Source organism: Micromonospora sp. NPDC050397, assembly GCF_044901685.1.
In the GTDB taxonomy this organism is placed as follows: Bacteria; Actinomycetota; Actinomycetes; order Mycobacteriales; family Micromonosporaceae; genus Micromonospora_G.
The window spans coordinates 426,262-446,411 of sequence record NZ_JBJDPS010000003.1; the positions used below are offsets into that span (position 1 = coordinate 426,262).

Annotated in this window: 22 protein-coding genes and 3 tRNA genes; 2 read left to right on the plus strand and 23 right to left on the minus strand. The window is 66.8% G+C overall.

The window, feature by feature from the left end; all coding sequences use genetic code 11:
• Positions 1-102 precede the first annotated feature (102 nt).
• The 22 genes from rplA to ACI2K4_RS13005 form a co-directional block, all read right to left on the minus strand.
• Entirely contained in the window at positions 103-825 is a 723-nt protein-coding gene (gene rplA, locus ACI2K4_RS12900) for a 50S ribosomal protein L1 (RefSeq protein ID WP_404510747.1), read from the minus strand.
• Between the two features lie 89 nt (positions 826-914).
• Entirely contained in the window at positions 915-1,343 is a 429-nt protein-coding gene (gene rplK, locus ACI2K4_RS12905; RefSeq protein ID WP_404510750.1) for a 50S ribosomal protein L11, read from the minus strand.
• Between the two features lie 202 nt (positions 1,344-1,545).
• A complete protein-coding gene (gene nusG, locus ACI2K4_RS12910; protein ID WP_404510752.1) occupies positions 1,546-2,277 on the minus strand; it encodes a transcription termination/antitermination protein NusG in 732 nt (243 codons plus the stop codon).
• Positions 2,278-2,315: 38 nt separating this feature from the next.
• Positions 2,316-2,711: a preprotein translocase subunit SecE gene (secE, locus tag ACI2K4_RS12915; protein ID WP_404510754.1), complete on the minus strand. Its 396-nt coding sequence runs from the start codon at positions 2,709-2,711 to the stop codon at positions 2,316-2,318.
• A gap of 262 nt (positions 2,712-2,973) precedes the next feature.
• Positions 2,974-3,046, minus strand: a tRNA-Trp gene (locus ACI2K4_RS12920).
• A 172-nt stretch (positions 3,047-3,218) separates the two neighbouring features.
• On the minus strand, positions 3,219-3,620 hold the full coding sequence (locus ACI2K4_RS12925; RefSeq protein ID WP_404510756.1) for a MaoC family dehydratase: 402 nt from the start codon (positions 3,618-3,620) through the stop codon (positions 3,219-3,221).
• 1 nt (position 3,621) lies between these two features.
• Positions 3,622-4,068, minus strand: coding sequence for a MaoC family dehydratase N-terminal domain-containing protein (locus ACI2K4_RS12930; protein WP_404510758.1), 447 nt, complete (start codon positions 4,066-4,068; stop codon positions 3,622-3,624).
• A 165-nt stretch (positions 4,069-4,233) separates the two neighbouring features.
• Positions 4,234-4,401, minus strand: coding sequence for a 50S ribosomal protein L33 (gene rpmG / locus ACI2K4_RS12935; protein WP_013288652.1), 168 nt, complete (start codon positions 4,399-4,401; stop codon positions 4,234-4,236).
• Positions 4,402-4,531: 130 nt separating this feature from the next.
• Positions 4,532-4,604, minus strand: a tRNA-Met gene (locus ACI2K4_RS12940).
• A gap of 26 nt (positions 4,605-4,630) precedes the next feature.
• A tRNA-Thr gene (locus ACI2K4_RS12945) sits at positions 4,631-4,703 on the minus strand.
• 114 nt (positions 4,704-4,817) lie between these two features.
• Entirely contained in the window at positions 4,818-7,346 is a 2,529-nt protein-coding gene (locus ACI2K4_RS12950) for a putative bifunctional diguanylate cyclase/phosphodiesterase (RefSeq protein ID WP_404510760.1), read from the minus strand.
• Positions 7,347-7,402: 56 nt separating this feature from the next.
• Entirely contained in the window at positions 7,403-7,573 is a 171-nt protein-coding gene (locus ACI2K4_RS12955; RefSeq protein ID WP_404510762.1) for a hypothetical protein, read from the minus strand.
• 954 nt (positions 7,574-8,527) lie between these two features.
• Positions 8,528-8,674: a hypothetical protein gene (locus tag ACI2K4_RS12960; protein ID WP_404510764.1), complete on the minus strand. Its 147-nt coding sequence runs from the start codon at positions 8,672-8,674 to the stop codon at positions 8,528-8,530.
• Positions 8,675-9,124: 450 nt separating this feature from the next.
• On the minus strand, positions 9,125-9,316 hold the full coding sequence (locus tag ACI2K4_RS12965; RefSeq protein WP_404510766.1) for a hypothetical protein: 192 nt from the start codon (positions 9,314-9,316) through the stop codon (positions 9,125-9,127).
• Between the two features lie 149 nt (positions 9,317-9,465).
• A complete protein-coding gene (locus ACI2K4_RS12970; RefSeq protein ID WP_404510768.1) occupies positions 9,466-10,902 on the minus strand; it encodes a tyrosine-type recombinase/integrase in 1,437 nt (478 codons plus the stop codon).
• Positions 10,899-11,087, minus strand: a complete 189-nt coding sequence (locus ACI2K4_RS12975; RefSeq protein ID WP_329107089.1) for a helix-turn-helix domain-containing protein — start codon at positions 11,085-11,087, stop codon at positions 10,899-10,901. Before ACI2K4_RS12975 ends, ACI2K4_RS12970 begins: the two co-directional genes overlap by 4 nt.
• Complete coding sequence (locus tag ACI2K4_RS12980) at positions 11,084-12,838, minus strand: replication initiator (protein WP_404510771.1); 1,755 nt, start codon at positions 12,836-12,838, stop codon at positions 11,084-11,086. Before ACI2K4_RS12980 ends, ACI2K4_RS12975 begins: the two co-directional genes overlap by 4 nt.
• Positions 12,835-13,410, minus strand: a complete 576-nt coding sequence (locus ACI2K4_RS12985) for a DUF2637 domain-containing protein (RefSeq protein WP_404510773.1) — start codon at positions 13,408-13,410, stop codon at positions 12,835-12,837. Before ACI2K4_RS12985 ends, ACI2K4_RS12980 begins: the two co-directional genes overlap by 4 nt.
• Entirely contained in the window at positions 13,407-13,607 is a 201-nt protein-coding gene (locus tag ACI2K4_RS12990; protein WP_404510775.1) for a hypothetical protein, read from the minus strand. The genes ACI2K4_RS12985 and ACI2K4_RS12990 overlap by 4 nt, the downstream gene beginning before the upstream one ends.
• A gap of 6 nt (positions 13,608-13,613) precedes the next feature.
• Positions 13,614-13,877 carry a hypothetical protein gene (locus ACI2K4_RS12995; protein ID WP_377513596.1) on the minus strand — a complete coding sequence of 88 codons (264 nt, stop codon included), beginning with the start codon at positions 13,875-13,877 and terminating at the stop codon, positions 13,614-13,616.
• The gene (locus tag ACI2K4_RS13000) at positions 13,874-15,523 is read right to left on the minus strand and encodes an FtsK/SpoIIIE domain-containing protein (RefSeq protein ID WP_404510777.1); all 1,650 of its coding nucleotides are present in this window, start codon (positions 15,521-15,523) and stop codon (positions 13,874-13,876) included. Before ACI2K4_RS13000 ends, ACI2K4_RS12995 begins: the two co-directional genes overlap by 4 nt.
• Before the next feature lie 276 nt (positions 15,524-15,799).
• Entirely contained in the window at positions 15,800-16,195 is a 396-nt protein-coding gene (locus tag ACI2K4_RS13005) for a transcriptional regulator (protein WP_404510780.1), read from the minus strand.
• A 139-nt stretch (positions 16,196-16,334) separates the two neighbouring features.
• Here ACI2K4_RS13005 and ACI2K4_RS13010 point away from each other — a divergent pair, with 139 nt between their 5' ends.
• Complete coding sequence (locus ACI2K4_RS13010; RefSeq protein ID WP_404510782.1) at positions 16,335-17,177, plus strand: GntR family transcriptional regulator; 843 nt, start codon at positions 16,335-16,337, stop codon at positions 17,175-17,177.
• Positions 17,174-17,863 (plus strand): HAD family hydrolase, encoded by a 690-nt coding sequence (locus ACI2K4_RS13015; protein WP_404510784.1) that lies wholly within the window; start codon positions 17,174-17,176, stop codon positions 17,861-17,863. Before ACI2K4_RS13010 ends, ACI2K4_RS13015 begins: the two co-directional genes overlap by 4 nt.
• Before the next feature lie 182 nt (positions 17,864-18,045).
• Here the strand turns inward: ACI2K4_RS13015 and ACI2K4_RS13020 are convergent, their stop codons facing one another.
• Entirely contained in the window at positions 18,046-20,022 is a 1,977-nt protein-coding gene (locus ACI2K4_RS13020; protein ID WP_404510786.1) for a hypothetical protein, read from the minus strand.
• Positions 20,023-20,150: the final 128 nt, after the last annotated feature.

Here is a 20,150-nt window from a genome sequence, read left to right on the forward strand (position 1 = left end):
GCTTGCCAGATCCGGACACACTTCGGGGCCTCGCCCGGTGCTGGACGAGGCCCCGAAGGACGGTGCCGTATCGGTGAGCCCGGCTCGGGCCGGGCGGCCGACTCAGGCTTCGGCGGAGGCCGCGTCGCCCTGGAGGTTCTTGACCACGTTCGGGTCGACCGGCACGCCGGGGCCCATGGTGGTGGTGACGGTGACCTTCTTCAGGTACTTGCCCTTGGCCGCGGACGGCTTCGCGCGCAGCACCTCGTCGAGCACTGCGGCGTAGTTGTCGATGAGCTGCGACTCGGTGAAGGACGCCTTACCGATGATCAGGTGCAGGTTCGAGTGCTTGTCCACCCGGAAGGTGATCTTTCCACCCTTGATGTCCGCGACGGCCTTGGTGACGTCCATGGTCACGGTGCCCGTCTTGGGGTTCGGCATGAGACCGCGCGGGCCCAGGATCCGCGCGATCCGGCCGATCTTGGCCATCTGGTCGGGGGTGGCGATCGCGGCGTCGAAGTCGAGCCAGCCCTCCTGGATCCGGGCGACCAGCTCGTCCGAACCGACCTCGTCGGCACCGGCGGCGAGGGCTTCCTCGGCCTTGGCGCCAGCGGCGAAGACGATCACCCGAGCGGTCTTACCGGTGCCGTGCGGCAGGTTGACCACGCCGCGGACCATCTGGTCCGCCTTGCGTGGGTCGACGCCGAGGCGCATCGCGACCTCGACCGTGGCGTCGAACTTGACCCGGGTGGTCTCCTTGGCGAGCTTGACCGCCTCGGCCGGGGTGTAGAGCCGGTCCCGGTCGACGACCTCGGTGGCCTTGCGGTAGTTCTTGCTGCGCTGCATGTCTGGTTACTCCTGTGGTTTCTGGCGGGTCGCGCCACCGGCGCGCCCTCCCACGAATTCCGAACTCGCCACGCTGAGGTGGAGAGGGGTCACTTGACGGTGATGCCCATCGACCGGGCGGTGCCGGCGATGATCTTCGCGGCCTGCTCGATGTCGTTGGCGTTGAGGTCGGCCATCTTCTTCTCCGCGATCTCACGGAGCTGGGCCTGGGTGATCGAGCCGACCTTCTCGCTCTGCGGCACCCCGGAACCCTTCGCCACACCGGCGGCCTTGATCAGCAGGCGCGCGGCGGGCGGGGTCTTGAGGACGAAGGTGAAGGACCGGTCCTCGTAGACGCTGATCTCGGCGGGAACGATGTCCCCACGCTGCGACTCGGTCTGCGAGTTGTACGACTTGCAGAACTCCATGATGTTGACGCCGTGCTGGCCGAGCGCCGGGCCGACCGGCGGCGCCGGGGTGGCCTGGCCCGCCGGCAGCTGAAGCGTGAACGTCTTGACGAGCTTCTTCTTCGGAGGCATGTCTCTTCCTGGGGCTTGATATCTGGTGAATGTGCACCGGACGTTGCCACGGTCGGGCGCGCACGGTCAGCGCGGCCAACGGGGCGACGTTCTAGGATAGCGCAGGCTGGGGCCGGGCTATCCGCCCAGGTCGCCGTCGAGTGTCGATCGATACGCCGACGGGCGCCGGATCCGAGCGGACCCGACGCCCATCGGTCAACGACTAGATCTTGGCGACCTGGTTGAAGTTGAGCTCCACCGGCGTCTCCCGACCGAAGATCGACACCAGCACCTTGAGCTTCTGCTGGTCGGGGTTGATCTCGCTGATGGTCGCGGGCAGCGAGGCGAAGGCACCGTCGGTGACGGTGACCGAGTCGCCGACCTCGAAGTCGAGCACCCGGACCTCGGGCTTGGCCTTGCCGCCCTTGGTCTCGGCCTCCACCGCCGGCGCGAGCCACTTGAGCACCTCGTCCAGGGAGAGCGGCGCCGGCCGGTCGACCCGGTCGGTCGCGCCCACGAAACCGGTGACCCCGGGCGTGTTCCGGACGCAGGAGTAGGACTCCGCGGTCAACTCCATCCGGACCAGGATGTAACCGGGGAAGACCTTCGCCTGAACCTGCGACCGCTTGCCGTTCTTGACCTCGACCTCTTCCCGGGTCGGCACCTCGACCTGGAAGATGAACTCCTCCATGTCGAGGCTGGTGATCCGGGTCTCCAGGTTGGTCTTGACCTTGTTTTCGTAACCGGCGTAGGAGTGCACGACGTACCAGTCACCCGGTGCGTAGCGCAGCTTCTGCCGCAGCTCCGCGACGGGGTCGTAGTCCTCGTCCGGCTCCGACTCGGCGATCTCATCGAAATCCGGCTCGCTGGCGGCCTCGACCGACTCGTCACCGGCCGCCGTCGCCACCGCGGACTGCTCGTCCGCGGGTCCGGCGGTCTCGTCGTACTCAGGCACGCTTGCTCACTTCCGTCACTATCAGCTGCGGCAGCGCGTCAGCTGGGGTTACCGAAGACCCACAACACGCCCTGGGCGAACCCGTAGTCCAGCCCGGCCACGATCGTCAGCATCACGGCGACGAACACGACCACCACGGCGGTGTAGGTCAACAGTTCCTTGCGGGTTGGCCAGATGACCTTACGCAGTTCGGCCACGACCTCGCGGAAGAACCGGGCGATCCGGCCGAAAAATCCCACACGCTGGGTCTCCGACTTGGCCTTCGGTCGATCCTCGGCCGACTCCGCCCTGGTCCGGGAACGGGTGGCGGTGCCACCTCGCGAGACCGGCTCCTCGCCCTCATCGGCGTCATCGTCGACAGCGTCGTCGATCGTCTCGTCATCGAAACGGTCGTCGTCCGCGGCGTCCTCGCCGCGCCGGTTGCTCTCGGCCACTTCGCCCTCCGTCGGGGGGTGCTGGGTACGCACGTCGGGTGGACGCGCGACACGCTGGTCTCGCCGGCCGAGTCCGTGTCAACGCGCTCGGCCGAAACCCGAACCCTACCGCCCCCCGGGACGGGCCGCGGCCGGCGGAGCCGACGAAAATTGCCCGAGACGCGGCGACCCGCTCCGGTGCAACCCCGCCGATGCCACCACCACGGGACGATCGCCGCCCGACGGGCGACTCCGACCCCCGGGAACGGTCAGGCCTAAGGCGCAGGGGTGACAGGACTTGAACCTGCAGCCTGCGGTTTTGGAGACCGCTGCTCTGCCAATTGAGCTACACCCCTGTGCGGGAAGTGACCCCACCCGGGCACGCATGCCTAAGTAGGGGTTACTTGCCCCACGGCGGACCAGTGTACGGGTAGAGCCCCGACTTTCCCAACCGGTCCACCACCGCCCGGTGGCGGACGGTCGGAACGACCCGTCGCGGGCCGGTACAGGCGGTACGGAGCGTGACCCTCAGCCGCCCGCGACGGTCCCGCGAATGGTCGCCCGAGCCTGGGCGAGCACCTTCTCACCGAGACAGGTCGCGGTCAGATCGAGCCTGGTCAGACCCGGTTCGGCCCCCTCGCGGACCACCGCGCGCACCTCGATCTCGGTGCCCTGGTCGTCGTCCGGCACCACCACCGGGCGGGTGAACCGGACGCCGTACTCGACCACGGCGTCGGGGCTGCCGGCCCACTCGGTCACCGCCCGCCCCACCAGGGCCATGGTGAACATGCCGTGGGCGATCACACCGGGCAGCCCGACCTTGGTGGCGAACCGGTCGCTCCAGTGGATCGGGTTGAAGTCACCCGAGGCGCCCGCGTAGCGGACGAGATCGGCCCGGGTCACCCGGAAGGTCTTGACCGGCAGTTCCACGTCAGTTCTCCCCGCGTACGACGAGTTTGGACCAGACCGTGACCACCGGTTCGCCGGCGGCGGTCGAGACATCGGTCCTGATGGTCAGGAAATCGTGACCGCCACGGCTGGTGATCTCCTCCACGGTGTTGACGCAGATCAGCTCGTCGCCGGCCGCCACCGGTCGGGCGTACGCGAAACGCTGGTCGCCGTGGACCACCCGGCTGTAGTCGATGCCGAGCGCGGGATCGTCGATGATCTGCTGACTCGCGGCCATGGTCACGATCACGGGAAAGGTCGGCGGGGCGACCAGGTCGCCGTGTCCGAGCGCCCGCGCGGCGTCGAGATCGTGGTACGCCGGGTCCGTCGCGCCAATCGCCGTGGCGAACTCACGGATCTTCTCCCGCCCCACCTGATAGGGAGCGGTCGGCGGATAACTGCGGCCAACAAATGAAGGGTCCAAGGACATGTCGCGAACCTACACTCCCGGATCCTCGATCACCTTTTACGCGGTCGGAGGCCGATCACGTGGTTGGTGGCTACAAAAGCACGATCGCCGCACCGAGGGCGGTAAGGCCCGATCGGTACGGCGATCGTGAAAAGAACCGTCGGCCGGCGCCGCCGGCCACGGGATCTAGCGCGTCTCGCGGTGAACGGTGTGCTTGCCGTCCCGGGGGCAGAACTTCTTCAGCTCGATACGGTCCGGGTCGTTACGGCGGTTCTTACGCGTGATGTAGTTGCGCTCCTTGCACTCCACACACGCCAAAGTGATCTTCGGACGGACATCGGTCGCCTTCGCCACGGCGGAGTGCCTTCCTCGCTAAGGATCAACTACGACGTAGCAGCTTACCTGCTTGCTACGCGCACATGCAAAGTGGGCGCCCTTGGCGCCCTTCGCTTCGGTTACCGGAATCGGGCCCGGTCGCCGAGAGTAGCGGTGGCCGGACTTGAACCGGCGACACAGCGATTATGAGCCGCTTGCTCTACCATCTGAGCTACACCGCCGCAGGCGGGTCCAGCTGAACCCTCTGAGCCCCCTTACGGAATCGAACCGTAGACCTTCTCCTTACCATGGAGACGCTCTGCCGACTGAGCTAAGGGGGCGCACGCGATCTTGCTTCCGCCGCGCAGAGGTAAGAGTACACGGCGACCCAGCGGTGGGGAAATCGGATCCCCGGACGTCGCCACCCGCTTCGGCGACGAACCTCCGGCCTGCGGTTACGGCACCGCGCGCAGCCTGCGTACATCGGTGTTCGGGGCCACCTCGGGCTCCACCTGGGCACCGAACCATGCCTCCAGCCGCTCGTACGGCAGCGGCCGGCTGAACAGGAATCCCTGGCCGATCTGGCAGCCGATGTCCTGCAGCAGTTCGAGCGTCAGCTCACTCTCCACGCCCTCCGCGACCACCGTCAGGCCGAACTGTTGGGAGAGGGTCACCACCGCGTTGACGATCGCCAGGTCGACCGGGTCGGTCGCCATCCCCTGCACGAAGGAACGGTCGACCTTGACCTCGTCGACGGGAAGCCGACGCAGATAGGACAGGGAGGAGTAACCGGTGCCGAAGTCGTCGACCGACAGCCGTACCCCGACGTCGCGCAGCCGGCGCAGGGTCGGCATCGGACGGTTGGTCCCGTCCAGCACCCCGGCTTCCTTGATCTCGAAGGTGAGCAGTTCGGGCGCCACACCGTACTCCGTGAGCAGCTCCTGGACCCGGTCCGGGAAGTGCTGGTCGATCAGGGTACGGGCGGCGAGGTTGACCGACACCGCGAGCGACCCGCCGTCGGCACTCCAGTCCCGGCTGCGGCGCAGCCCCTCGCGGAGCACCGCCTCGGTCAACCGCTCGAGCTGACCGGTGTGCTCGGCGACCGCCACGAAGTCCTCCGGCGAGACCGGACCGTGCGCCGGGTGTTCCCAGCGGGCGAGGCACTCCACCCCGACCAGCCGCCGGTCGTCCAGGGTCACCTTCGGCTGGAAGTAGACCTCCAGCTCGTTGTTGTCCAGCGCCCGCCGCAGGTCACCGGCGAGCCCGAGACGGTGCATGGACCGGGACTCGAGCGCCGGGTTGAAGAGCTGGATGCTGCCGGGGGTGGACTTCGCGGCGGTGGCCGCCAGGTCGACCCGGCGCAGCAGGGTCTCGGGGTCGTTGCCGTGGTCCGGGTGTACGACCACCCCGACGGCGGTGTCGACGTCCAGGACCAGGGTGCCGAAAACCATCTGGTCCTGAATCTGCTGGCGCAGCTCGGCGGCGAGCACGGTCGCCGCCTCGGCGTTCTCCACCCGGAGCGTGACCAGGAACTCGTCCCCGCCGACCCGACCCACCAGCGCCGCCGCCGGTGCACAGGAGCGCAGTCGCGAGGCGACCTCGGTGAGCACCTTGTCCCCGGCGGCGTGGCCGAGCGTCTCGTTGACCTGACGCAGCCCGTCCACGTCGAACAGCAGCATGGCGACCACCTCGCCCGGGGCGCGGACGCGTACCGCCTCCTCCAGGGCCTCGGTCATCCGACGCCGGTTCGGGAGGTTCACCAACCCGTCGTGGTACGCGTCATGGCGCAACCGGTCGACCAGTCGGCTGTTCTCCAGTGCGACCGCCACGTGTGCCGAGATCGTCTCGAAGACGGGTACGTCGCCGGGAAGGAAGTGGCTGATCTCACCGAGCCGGTTGACGACCTCCAGGGTGCCGATCACCGCCTCACCGGACCGGAGCGGGGTGACGATGAGGTCCTTGACGTCGCCCTCGCGGAGCGCGGCACGCACCTCCTCGTCACCGCTGAGCCGCCCGCTGACCGCGATGATCTGTTTCTCCTGGAAGGCGCGCTCCCGCGCGATCGGGGGCGTACGCCCGAAGTCGAGCAGTCCGGGGTCGTCCACCCGAGCGGTCAGCAGCACCTCCGGATGCCGTCCCTGGGCGGGTAGCCAGAGCGTCGCGTACTCGGCCTGCATCAGGGCGCGTACCCGGCCGAGCATGACGTCCGCCAGGGTGCCGTCCTGGCCACTGCGGGTCATCGCCCGGGTGAGGTCGTACATGTCGGCCAGGGTCCGGTGCTGCCGGAAGAACTGCGCGTAGGACTTGCCGACCAGGCCGATCCCGGCGGCGAGCACGGCCAGCAGGAGCACCGACCACCAGGTCACCACGAGCGCGATCAGCACGATCAGACCGACCGAGACGTTGGCCGCGGCGATGATCAGGTTCGGCGCGCCGGTCCGGGTCACCTCCCAGCCCGCCTGGGCGCCCTGCATCAGGGTGATGACGCCGACCACCGCGGCGAACGTGACCAGGGTGATGGTGCTGACCCCGGCGAAGAGAATGCCCCAGGTGCCGGGCCCGACGTTCTCGATCGGCGGCAGCGCGTGCAGGACCAGGCCGGCCAGCGAGGTGGCGGCGGCCGTCTTCGCCACGTTGAAGGAGAACTTCGCGGTGCTGAGCTTGCGCCGGATCTGGGTGATCAGCGCCGCGAGGGTGTAGACCAGCACCACCGTCAGTGGCGTGAGGAAGTACAGCGCCAGCACCAACGGAATCTCGGTGACGGTGGCGGCGAAGGCCTGGCGACGGATGACGAAGTGGAGCGTCGAGCTCTCGGTCACCACCATCGCGACCAGCAGGAAGACGGCGATCAGCCAGTTACCGGGCCGATCGTCGGGCAGGATGCCCAGAGCCGTCGACCAGATCACGGCCAGGATCGCCAGGGGGCCGGTGATGAACCAGGCGTGCTCAGCAGACCGTCGTGACGATGACTGGCGCCTGGCCATGCCGCTCCCTAGGGGTTGCGTTCCCTTCGCCCGGCGCACCGGGTCGGGGAGTGCTGTCAGCCGGTGTACCCGCTGACGCCGTCGATCATCACGGTGCTGACACCGGCGACCCAGTCGAAGGTCATCTGGTTGAAGGCGAGCACCTCGTTGGTGACGAACACGGCACCGAGGAGCGCCACGAGCGCGAGGGCCGAGCCAAGCAGCCGACCCAGCCGTCGTGCAGACATTGTTGGCTCCTGTCGAGAGAATGGCGGGGGAGGAGGTGGAGGTTCCATGATGGTGCCACAGCTACGAGAGGCAGCAAAGCGGTACGGGCCTGTCGCACCACCGATCCGGCAAATTCCAACCGAACGGTAGGGACGAGTCCGCCGGCTGGATGCAACCCCGTGTGCCACAGATCCCCGACTTGGTGCGCACAGCGCACGAAGTGAGCTTTTCCTCGAATCAGATAAGCCGGATCAAATCGCGCTGCCCCTCATAATCGACCTATAGAACTTATCCCTTCAAGACTCCCCATATCGGACGACGCCCGTCGCGCCATCGGCCCTCGCCGGTCCTCCGATACCCGCCGCCACCAGCACACGGCCGCTCACGAACAGCGGGAGGGCCAACACAATGAGTGGGCCCGCGCAGGTCCCACCCCTCAAGAAGACTTCACCTCTCGTTCTCACGATCGGTGGCCCACTCCGGGAGACCCGGCACCCCGGAATCGCAACGCCCCGACTCGCATCGCTTCGCGGACGACACCGGCCGACAGGTAATCGGTCACACTTACAGCACAAATCACGGTACGCATTCGCAAACTGTCCCGAGGTGACATTGAAGGACAGTCAATAGTCACGCCTTCGCCGAAAGCCGTACCACCGGTCGTCGCGCCCGTCCCCGCTGCCGGCTTGAATCCCCGCTGACATGTGCGCCCCGCAGGAAGGACGTGACGGCGCCCCAAGTCCGACGCCGCATCACCGGTCGGGCAGTCGAAGACCAACCGGACGCTTCCCGCTCTCGCAGGAGTCGAAGATGGGCGCAACGTCGAAGTCCGCCCGTTGGAAAGACATCTCCCCACCACTGAACAGCGCGCCCGAGAGGTCGCCACCGTCGAAGACGGCTCCGCTGAGGTCGAAGTCCCCACGCCACGAGTTGACGTCCTCATCCGAACCGAAGATGTCTACCGATCAGCCTGCTCACGGTGTGGCGAGGCGTACCGCTGCCCCGTCCGAGCCGAGCTGCTCGGACGCCTTCACGAACCGCTCGTCGAACAGTCGTACGCCGTTGCGGTCCGTCTCGACCTCCGCGCGCTCGTCGGCGGCCTCGGCGAGCGCCCTGGTCACCTCGGCCCGTACGTCGAAGAGCGTGCGGACACTGACCGTGCCATCCCTCGCGACGCTCGGAAATCACCGGCCGACGGCGTACGCCGGAGATCGACGCCACCGCACGCGGCGCGCGGGTCAGCCGCAGTAGCCGGCGCTGACCGACAGGCGTGCTGATCTTCCCCCGACACGCCCCCGGACGCTGCGCGCCAGCTAGATCCACTGGGACACCACGGGACCAACGAGAACGGCCTCCGGTCAGCATCTCTGCTGGCCGGAGGCCGTTTCCGCACCTGGTGGCGGGTAGAGGATTCGAACCTCTGAAGCTTTCGCGACGGATTTACAGGGCGTCCACGATCAAGACGCCCAACTGGCTCTTGACCTGCCGTAACTTCTCAAGCCGCCCGCGTCCGTGGCGAGGCTGCCCACGTGCTGCCCACGTGCTGCCCACGAGCCTCATACCACCGATGGTCACAGCAATCGAGGGGCGTCCGCCGCCCTCAACACCGGGTCGGGCTGCCACAGTTGCCACAGTTGCCACAGTGGAACGGTGCGATTCTGCACCGTTCCACTCATGAAGATTTTTTTAAAAAGGCTCATCGTCGAACTCGGCGGCTGAACCAGCACGGCCAACGCCGCCAAGACAGCCGCAGTACCAGTCATGACAACCTGGAAGGCGGACGGAGCCGCCGAGAACCCAGCAGCAGCAGCGGACCCCGCAGCGCATCCGGCAACACAAGCCGGGAGCAACCGCTCTCGCAACTTAGGGTCCAACGACATATACGTATTGTGACATAGCAGGTTTTGCGGTGTCATTGAAGCGCGCCACCGATCTTGTCGTTCATGGTGTCGTCTCCCCCGTCGATGCAGTTGGCGTAGACGCGGAGCAGGACAGCGACACCGTGACCCAGCCGTCGGGCAACCTCGGTCGCCGGCACTCCGGCATTGAGCCAGAGCGAGGCCGCCGCGTGACGTAGGTCATACGGCCGCCGGACCAGCGGCGAGGCGACCTGAGATTCCGTCAACGCCTGCTGGCGCGCGAGCTTCCACCACCGGTCGTATACCGACTCGGAAAGCGGTCCGCCGTGCAGGCCCCGGAAGAACCGACCGTCGGGGGCAACGCCGTGAGTCTTGACGTGCTTCGCCAGTATTTCGACCAGTTGGGGTGGGATAGGAACGGTACGTGTCTCCTTACGTGCCCGATGCTTTAGGCCCCGCCGCTCGTGCGCCTGGCCGTCGTCGGTCCAGTGGGTGCCGGCACGCGGCGCGGTTCCAGCGAGCACGAGCCGACCCCAGCGAGGTTCGATCTTCTCGTGCTCGCAGGATGCCGACGGTTGGACCGCCGCCAGGTCCTCGAAGTCGTTCCCACAGTCGGGGCAATGCCCCGGTAGATCGCAGTCGTCCCGCCGTAGGTCCGCCGCTTCGGAGGGCCGCATCCCGGCGTAGTAGAGACAGCCGAAGAACCCCGTCACCCGGTCCGCCCGGTTGCCGAGAGATTCCACGGCTTCGAGGAGGGCCGCGACCTGAACCGGGTTCGCCACCACCCGCCGGTCGATGGCCTGGGCAACCTCGGGAGCCGTCCACTGAACCCGATCAACCGGGTTCGAGGCCAACAGCTCCCGCTCTACCGCGTAGCCGAGCGCGTTATATAAGGTGGCGCGCTTCCGCTGGACGGTCGAGGCAGCGGCGGACTTGCCGTCCAGCCGTACGCAAAGACTGTCCAGAACCCGGCGGATCATCGACGGGGAATCCAGCTCGACGACCGGCAGGGACGCCCCTTCCAACCAGGTCAGCGCCGCCGCGTGCGCGTCCGGGATCTCTTCCGACCAGCGACGCGGGTTGAAGCCGTAGAGGTACAGGGCCTCGCGTAGCACCTGATCGGCGGGACGGCCCCGCTTCTTCGGGTAGGTGAGGGTCATGGCGATCGGGGTCAGCGCTTCGACGATCGAGCGCCGGGTCTTGGCTGCCGCCCTGGGCCACTTCATCTGGATGTAGTCGCGGCTGTGCGCGTACCAGGTGGTTTGGTTCATCGTCCGTGACTCGGAGGCCGGGCGGCCGGTGGTGGTGTCGAATGGCTCCCCGTCGTTGGATGCCTTGACCAGCTCGGACCGGAACGAGCTGGCCAGCGCCTTGGAGCGGAACAACTCCTCGAACCGCACACCGCCTACTGCCCAACGGAACCGCCAGGGACGGGCCTTCCGGTCCACCCGCTTGGTGATCTCCCAGATCTGGATCTCGTAGCTGTTCACGCGGCATCGCACTCCAGGGCACCGAGCCACTGGCCCAGAGCGGAACGACGTACGCGAAGCTCCCCGTTCGGAAGCTTGATCACCCGTGGTCCCTTGCCGACCTGCCGCCAGTAGTACCAGGTCGAACGGGGAACCCGGAGTTCCGCCAGCACCTCCGGCACGGTCAGCAGTTCGTCGCCCTTCACAGTTCCTCCCCGTTGCTGGTTCCGTTGCCAGTTGCCGAAAGATCTGATGTCGGCTGCTGCGCCGCCCGGTCCTTGGCTGCGAGGAGTTCGGAGCGCCACCGGGCGCGTTCGGAGATGGAGCGCATGAGCCGGTGGGCGAGGGGTGTCACGTCTGGGTCGTGGGGTCGGGCGAGTTCCCAGGCGTGCCGGACCCGTTCGATCGTGGCGCCCTGGGCATGCTCGACCCCGGCAAGGTCGGTGGTGACGCCGAGAAGTGCTTTCACCCAGGCGCGTGCGTCGTGTTTGTGGTCGGCGAGGGTTTTGCCGGACCAGTCGCGGGAGACGAGGATGCGCCGGCCGCCGATGCCGAGGGTTTCCCGTTGGTGGACCTTGCCTTTGCAGCGGCCGGGCTTGAGCTTGGCGTGTGCCTTCTTCGGTTGGATGCCGTAGAGGAGCCAGTTGGGGCACCGGTCGGTGCAGGGTGTGATCTGGAGTTGGTACCAGAGTCGGTCTAGGTGTTGTTGCTGCCGGTCGGTGGTGATCTTGTGGCAGTCGCCGGTGGCTTTGGTGATGTACTTCGTGACGTACCGGATGGTTCGTTCGGCATCCTGCGTGCCGGGCATGACGCCGCGTGCGTCGACCTGGGCGCCGAAGCGGACGACGTGGACGGGTTCGGCTTCTTCGTCCTGGTCGATCGTGTCGAGGGCTTCGGTCCAGGTGGTCAACGGTTGCCGGGTGTCCGGGTCGACCCATGCCGAGGCTTCTTCGTCCCAGACCGGGTGCCGGTTCCGGTGGTAGAGCTGTACGTCGACGCTCGGCCACCACACCTGGTGGTACGTCGCCGCCGCCACAGTGCGAAGGGTGTCGCGCGGGATGGTGCCCCGGATGGCGAAGTGTGCGTGTGGGGCGAGGCGTCGTTGCGGCTCGACGCAGCCGGCGTACTGGACGTTCCAGCCTTCACAGCGACGGAGGTTCTGCCAAAACCGGTCGAGCAGTCGCGGGAAGTGGACCGCATCCCATGCCGCGCGGCGGTAGTCGTACCGGTCGGGGTTGACGGGTGTGCCGTCGGAGAGGACCGGGCCGTAGGAGTCGAGGGTGAGGGTCAGCCACATCGACGGTTGGTAGGTGGTGCCGTCCGGTGCCTTGTACGTCTTGCCTACCGTCCGTGCTTCGACTTTGCGGCGGGGTAGGTCGGGTGCGTCCTGCCGCCGCCTGGTCGACCGCTTTCGCCGGGGGCCGTTGTCGTCGTCGGCCTGGTCGTCACCGTCGACGTGGTGCGGTGGTCCGACTCGGCCGCGTAGTCCTTCCGCCGCGATGGCCTCTTCGACCTCTTGGATTGCTTCGTCGAGGTCGGCGACCTGGTCCCACTGCGACGAGCGGACGGCTTTGTCCCGGGCGAACTCGAAGTGTGCCCGCAGCACGATCAGCGCCTTCTGTTCCTCCGTCGCGGGTTCCGGTGGAGGGGAAGGCTCGTCGGACCGGTGCCAGCCTTCCCGGATCTGCGCCTGCCGCAGCCGTCGGTTCTTCTTCGCGCACGGCGGGCACTTGTCCTCACGGGTCGCCCCGCACGGCAGGTCAATAACCTCGGTCAGGCCCGTGTCGAGGTCAGTCCGGCGCATGGGAAGTGGTCGGATGCAGACGCCGTACTCGGTGGCGATGTCCCGGAGTACGTCGATGGAGCGAGGCAGCGCCATCCGGGCCGCACGCGATCCGGGTCGGGGAGGTTCCGGAATGGCTGCCGGTTCGAGGCCGGGCAGGGTGGGGGCGGTCATCGGTTCACCCCGACGATGCCGGGCCGGGTCGGGTGGACCACGCCCAGGGGAGGCAGGACCGCCGAGGTTGCCGGGCGTGCCGGTGGAGCGACGGGCGCGTAGACGACGGGTTCCCGTACCGGTTCGGGGTCGACCGCGACGGGCTCCGGTTCGGGTTCGTCGACGGCCGCCAGGCGCTCATCGTCGGCGACGACGGGAGCAGCGGGAGCGCTGGACAGGACGACCTTGACCAGGGCGAGGAAGGCGAGGGACGGGACGGCGGCGACGATCCAGCCCCAGACGGTGGGTTCGGCTTCGGCGACCTGGGCGGCGAGGGAGAGCAGGGAAAAGGCGACGAGCAGTACGCCGACGAACCCGACCGGCCGACCGGTACGGCGCCGGGAGCGGATTTCCAGGCCGAGGTAGATGGCCATGAGTTCGACGGCTACGGCGTTGGCCCAGCCGATCCAGTCCGGCTGTCCGTGGGCGACGGTCAAATCGTGTACGTGGGTGAAGGCAGCCGCTCCAGCCATGCCCCCGATAGCGAGCAGGATCAGCACTTTCACCGCGTTCTCAGCGCGTTGGCGCATCATCGGTCACCCCCGGCGGGACGGGTGCGGATCGTGATGTGGACGCGGATACGCCGACCGTTCATGTCCCGGCGCCGGAGGACCATGTGGGCGATGCCCTGGAGTGCGGCGGCAGCCTGGTCGGGCGGGCCGACGAGCCGGATACGTAGCGGCCGGCGCATCAGGTTGACCAGGTACGGGAGTCGGTTGAGGGGTGTCATGGCTGGTTACCTCCCGGCCGGTCGGATGGTGGTGTGGATGTGGTCGGGTGGGTCGCCGAGTGTCACGACGGCTTCGGAGAGGCAGCGCCAGAGGGTCCACGCTTCGTCGGCCGTGAGGTACATGCGTCGCCGGCCGCCGCCAACGGCGAGATAGACGGGGTACGGGTCGGGCCGGTCGGGGTCAACGCGTACGGAAACGGCGGTGTCCGGGTCGGTGCCGTTGGGTGCGCGGAGCCGGTAGAAGCGCCGGGTGTTCGGGGTGGTGGTCACCGCGGCTCACCTCCCCGCTTGTCGGTGTCGCGGTTGAGGAGGTTCAGCAAGGTGTCCGGGATCAGCGGCCCTGCCGCCGACCGCCGAGGCAGCGGGACGGGACGGGCGTTGCGGATCGGTTCGGTGGCGGTTTCGCGGCCGACCTGGGCGAGGATGTCCGCCGCATCGGCGGGGGCCGGGTACTCCCGTGCCATGTCCCGGATCTGCTCGTCGGTCAGGTAGGAGAAGCGGACCCGCATCGGTTCCGGGGTGCCGTCGAGGATGACGTAGCCGACACCTTTCGCCCAGCGCGGCATCTGGTCGGCCAGCGCTCCCCGGTCGCGTGCCCCGTCGCCGAGGATCATGTCCACTTGGGATTCCTCGGTCAGGCCGAGCGCGATCCGGGTCGGGAACAGGTCCCGGAACGGCAGCACCTCTTTGCGCGGGTCCTGCAACGCGGCCACGACCAGGACCCCGACGCCGGCACCCTGCGACAACAGCATCCCCAGCGAGGCCGCGATGCGCTTACGCAGCTCTCCGTCTTGCAGGTACGCGGTCAGCGCCGCCATTTCGTCGATGACGACCACGACCAGGGGGTCAGCCACGGTCGGGGTGTGCACCCGGACGTTGCCGGCCAGCCGGGTCTGTCGCTCGCGCATCACCGCTACGGCTTCGTCCAGCAGGTCCGCCATGGCCTCGAACGACTTGCAGGCGAACCGGGCGAACATCGGCCGCCCCAGCGCGAACTCCATCCCGCCCTTCGGGTCGATCACCCACAGCCGGACCAGCCCGGAGGCGACCCCGCCTGCGAGGGACCGGACGAGGGACCAGAGCACCGAGCCCTTACCGCGCCGGGTGGCGCCGCCGACCAGGACGTGAGTGGCGAGCAGATGCAAGCACCAGGTACGCAGGTCTTCCCGGCGAGCCAGCGGCAGCGCGGTGAAGTCCGGCACCACAGGTACGGGGAACGGCGGCACGATCGTCCGCAGCGCGTCCGTACGCACCAGGACCAGGTAGACCACGGTCGGGCGGTCCCGGAACCGCATCCGGTCGACCAGCCTCAGCAGCCAGGCCCAGCGACCGGTACGGGTCGGGGCATCGTCGGGCCGTTCCGAATACACCCGCGCGTACCGCCGCCCGAACGCGTACGCCAGGTTCGCGGTCACCCGTTGGAAGTCGGTCGGGGTCTGACCGCGCACCATCCGAATCGTCAGAACATCGAGGGCTTGATCCGACCGCACCGACAGCAGCTCGGGCAGGACCGTTTGATGGTCGTACGTGCTGGCCAGCCCACACAGCGTCATGGCCTCACGCCAGACCCGCCGGTAGACGAACGCCTGCCGGAACCGGCCGAGCAACGGGCCCGCCAACCACGTCCACCACGACGGTTCGTGCTTCCACCGCCACACCGCCGACCCGGCACCGGCCAAGACCAGCGGCACCAGCAGCCCGGACCAGCCGTAGTCGACGTAGACCGCGATGACAAAGCAGGTCGAGGTGGTGGCGATGGGGTGCCGCAGGCACCACCAGACCGCCTTGCCGGTCCACCGGGCGAGCAGGCCGAGGATCACCGCCCAGACGGGCAGCTCGAACCGCTTCGGCCGGAACACCACGAAGTCGCCGCCCGTGGTCATCACCACCTGGCCCCGAGGCCGCCGCCCGATCATCGGCCACCCCGCAGGGACACGAACCGGCCCGACGCATCCCGCACCGGAGGCAGCGGAAGAACAAGCTGATCGACGCAGAGCGGGCAACGGCCATCCGTGCCGCCGTTGGTCGGGTCGTAATTTGCCTGGCACACGCCGCACCGCACCCGCTTTTGGGCAGGCTGGCGCCTACGCTTGGACACGTTGGAACCTCTCCTCAGAGATGGGGGAAGGGGAAAACGGAGGGCGGGGCTGCCGTCCGCCAAGACCAGACAGCCCCGCCCGTACCTGATGCGGCTACGCCGCCGCCTTGCTCGTCACGCCCGCCGGAGCGCGCATCCCGGTCGCCCGCAGCGAGTACGCCATCCGACCGTTGTTGGCCACGTACGGCGTGACCGTCATCCCGTCGAACTCCACCTGCTCGAAGTAGGCGCCGGTCGGGGCTGCCGGCGGGTAGTCAGCCGAGATCTTCACCGTCGTTTCCCGCGACCTCTTCCCCAACTCCGGGTCCAGGTCCATCACCTTCACCTGCCACACCCGCTGTCCGGTCACCTTGTCCTTCGCCGGGGACCGCCGGCCGGTCTTCTCGTCGTAGTCCTCCACCTCGCCCATCGACTCGGGCACTAACGCGCACCCCGCCGGGAACACGTCCTCACACCGGACCGAAAACCTCGTTCCGCCCCTGAGAGCCATCTGCTCAGACCTCCACTATCTGCCTGGCTATCCTGACTAGCCAAGCGGCGTGGATCAAAGGTAGGTCGGCTTGGCTAGCCATGTCAACAGATAGATCGAAAACTTTCCTAGCTTGGCTAGTCAGCGGTATCGTCCGCGCATGAGTCTTGACCCCGACGACCCCCGGACACCGTCACAGCAGATCGCGGCAGCCCTGCGTGCCGAGATCAAGACCGGCAAGTTCGCCCCAGGCGAGAAGCTGCCCTCACAACACGACCTGGTCGAGCGGTTCAGCGTCGCCCGCGAAACGATCAAAGCCGCCCTCCGCAAGCTGCAAGAGGAACGGCTGATCGTCACCCGCCAGGGCAGCGGCACCTTCGTCCGTGCCAACACCGAACGCCCCGTCGGACTACGCCCGCACGTTGAGCGTGCCTTCGAGGCCACCCACGTCACGATCGACTTCGCGGGATTCTCGGGTGAGACCCTCTACAACGCCATCCAGGAAACCCTGGACAAGGTACGCATCGGCCGACTCACCCCCGAGTCGATCCGGCTCCGGATCCTCATCTCCGACATGACCGCCCCGATGGCGATCCCGTGCCGCGCCGAGGACCAGGCCGACGACCCCGCCATCCGCGCCCGTGCCCAACGCATCACCGACCGGTCGATCCACGCCGTCATCGACGCCGTCCAAGAACTCGCAGACCTGGACCTGGTCAAGAGCGCGTCAACCGAGGTACGCGTCCACAAAGCCGCCCCGCTGTTCAAGCTGTTCGTGATCAACGAGGAAGAAGCGTTCTTCGGCTTCTACCCTGTCGTCGAACACACCGTCACCATCAACGGCAACCCCATGGCCATCTACGACGCCATGGGCAAGGACGCCATCCTATTCCCGTTCACGCCCAGCGACGAGGACTCCTCCAACGACGCCCTCTACGTCGAGCAGGCCCGCGCCTGGTTCGACAGCATGTGGCGCACGATCGCCCGCGAGTACACGTCGTGACCCGCCCCAACCTGCGCACCATCGCCGACCGCACCTGCTACGTGCTGCTTGACTTCGACGGCCCCGTGTGCAGCATCTTCGCCAACTACCCCGCCCCCAGCGTCGCAACCGAGCTGCGCCGCCTGCTCGTCGACCAGGGCGTGACCCTCCCCGACCACATCCAGATCGAGGCCGACCCGCTGGCCGTGCTCCGCTTCACCGTCACCCTGAACCAGCCGACCATCACCCGCCGCATCGACGACGCACTCCGAGCCGCAGAAGTCACCGCAGCCGCCACCGCTCAACCCACCCCGTACGCACGCGAAGTCATCGTCACCGCCCACCAAACCGGCCGACGCGTCGCCATCGTCTCCAACAACTCCGCCGAAGCCGTACGCACCTATCTCACCGCCCGACGCCTCACCGACTACGTACACCCGATCATCGGCCGCACCCACGGCCAACCCGACCAGATGAAACCCAACCCGGCACCAGTCCTCGCTGCCCTCCGCGAGCTGCACGCCGACCCCGAGCAATGCATCCTCGTCGGCGACTCAGAAAGCGATGTCGAAGCCGCCCAAGCCGCCCGAGTCACCGCCATCGGGTACGCCAACAAACGAGGCAAACGCACCCGCCTCGCCAAAGCCGAAGCCATCATCGGCAGCATGGCCGAACTCGCCACCGCACTCGCCCGCGAGGAGCCTTGATTCAATTACCTCACGTCCACGTACGCCCCGGTCCGGTTACAGGAGCCGGGGCCTTTCCCGTGGATGGGAAGCAACGACGCGGCGTTATTCGCCCCGATCTCCACCCCGCAGAAGCAAGACAAGTAGATGCCCTGCGGCAATGTTGAGATAGTTGAAGAATGCCGGCAATGATCGAATGGACCTCAGGTCGACCCAAGGAATCGAAGCCGGGCGAGCACATCGTTGACCGGAGCAACTAGCCGAAATCTGTCCTTATCCTGCTGGATCCCTTGAACCCACGGCAGGGCACATATCCCCGCAAGAACATGCTTCACTTCGTCGACTGATAGATCGACCTGTTGCCGAGACATCCGCACGACGTCAAGCGGCGTGAGCCAGCCGTCGTCTAGTGGCTCGCGCGCCTCAATCTCCAGCGCACACAAGACCATCCGAAGCACGTCCCTCACTCGTTCCGCACTTAGATGATGGTGCTGGACAAGCTGGGCGCGGTCCGCGCTGCCGCGAGGATCGAATAACACCACGAGCTGTTCGGGCAGAAAAGGCGCCCGAACATGCGCCTGAAGGACCTCTCCAAGATAACTGGCGTCAAGCACCGTTACATGTCCGTCATTTGCCGCCATGGTGTGGACACGCGAATGGAACGCTGGTCCAACGAGCACGGACCACCTCGCACTGTGCTTCGCGCGATGCTCACCCAGCGCGGCGAACGACACCTGAGATTCGGGCACTAACGCACTAGATGATGCCTTCGCATCGAAACAGATGGTTGTGCCCTCATACCAAGGAACAGGCAAGGTTGCAAGCACGTCCGTACGCCCTGGGCCTTGGCCGAGGACTGTCACGTCAGCCAGGCCGAGCAGTTGGAGAACCTTTCCTAGAGCACGCTCCAGCCGAGCGGGCTCCTCTCCGCACACCGCAGCTTCTTGAAGTTCATCAATGACCGCCCCGACACTGTCCCGCTCAACGATCTCCGCAACATCAGCGCTTACAGGATCATCAACCAGATTGGATGCGGAGACTCGGGGCAACTCCTCGCGGACCGCTCGCCCCAGAGCAGTGATCACGTATCTTGTATGGTCGAACTTTTCTGCCAAGCCACACTCGACTAGCAATCGCAATCGGTCTCGGGCCGCCGATGGCAGCCCAACGGTCTTCAAGAGACCCTGACCCGCTTTAGGCGAAGCATCCAGGAGGTCAAGCAGCTCACCAATACCCCAAAGGCGGGCATGTGCGATCCGGATAAGATCGATCCTGTCGCCATCCTCAGACCAAGCTAGTCCAAGCGCAGTAGCCTGATAGGCATCTGGCCCGACCCGACCAGCGAGGCCGAGCTTCCGGATCGTCCCTAACATCATACTTGCGCTCGCCCGCGAAATCTTGCACTGTGCGCCTACATACTCGACGAACGCAGACTCGGAACTACGATCTCTTAGCTTTAGCACAAAGTCATGTAACGCATCGACAACCGAATCGCCAGGTGTCGCGAAGTAGTTCGCGACCCGGTCACGTTCCTGGAGGCGCTGCTCGGTTAGTCCTTCGAGGAGCGAAAGTACCTCCGGCGTTGCCGGGGAGACCTGAACTAGCAGATCCTCAGTTTGAGGCTGCAAGGGTTCAGCCACATCGAGACCCTTAAGGAAAGCCGCACCTTCATCGGTCAAATGAACTTGGCCGTCGAATAGATCCACTAGGTGCGCTGACCGCAGCCAGGATGTCCTCCTGCGGATGGGGTCCAGACTGGTCCAGCTCATTCCGTATTGTTTCGAAGCCGCATCCAGCAACTCGTCGTGACTCGCCCGCCCATCCGCGTTAGCAAGAACGGCAAGGACTTCCCCCACATATTGCACAGCAGAGTGCAAGATACGGACGATGTCTCGGTCGTCTCCCGCCTCAAGCCACGACGCGGCGAGCCTGGTGACGCCAAGTCGTCCACCCTGCACACGGGCTAACCCGATAGTCGTGAGGTAGCGGGTCGCTTCACGAACGGTGACAGAACGGCCTGATCCAACGGCAAAGTTGGCGTCGGCGGGTAGGCCATCGGTTCCGAGCGCCTTCAGCAACGCTCGGAGATCGGTGATGATGTCCTCGGTCCTGCCGAGTGCGCCCGGACAGGTGGCGATGCGTTGCCGCCAGGGTCGGAGCGAGATCTCTGAGTGGTCCACAGAGGACTACGATAATCGGCCCAAAGTTGATCCGCGTACCGGGTGTAGTGCAACCGTAACTACCTGCGCAGACGGGTTCGTGAGACAGGCTTCTTGCCGCCACCGATGCACCAGTGCCACGGAATGCG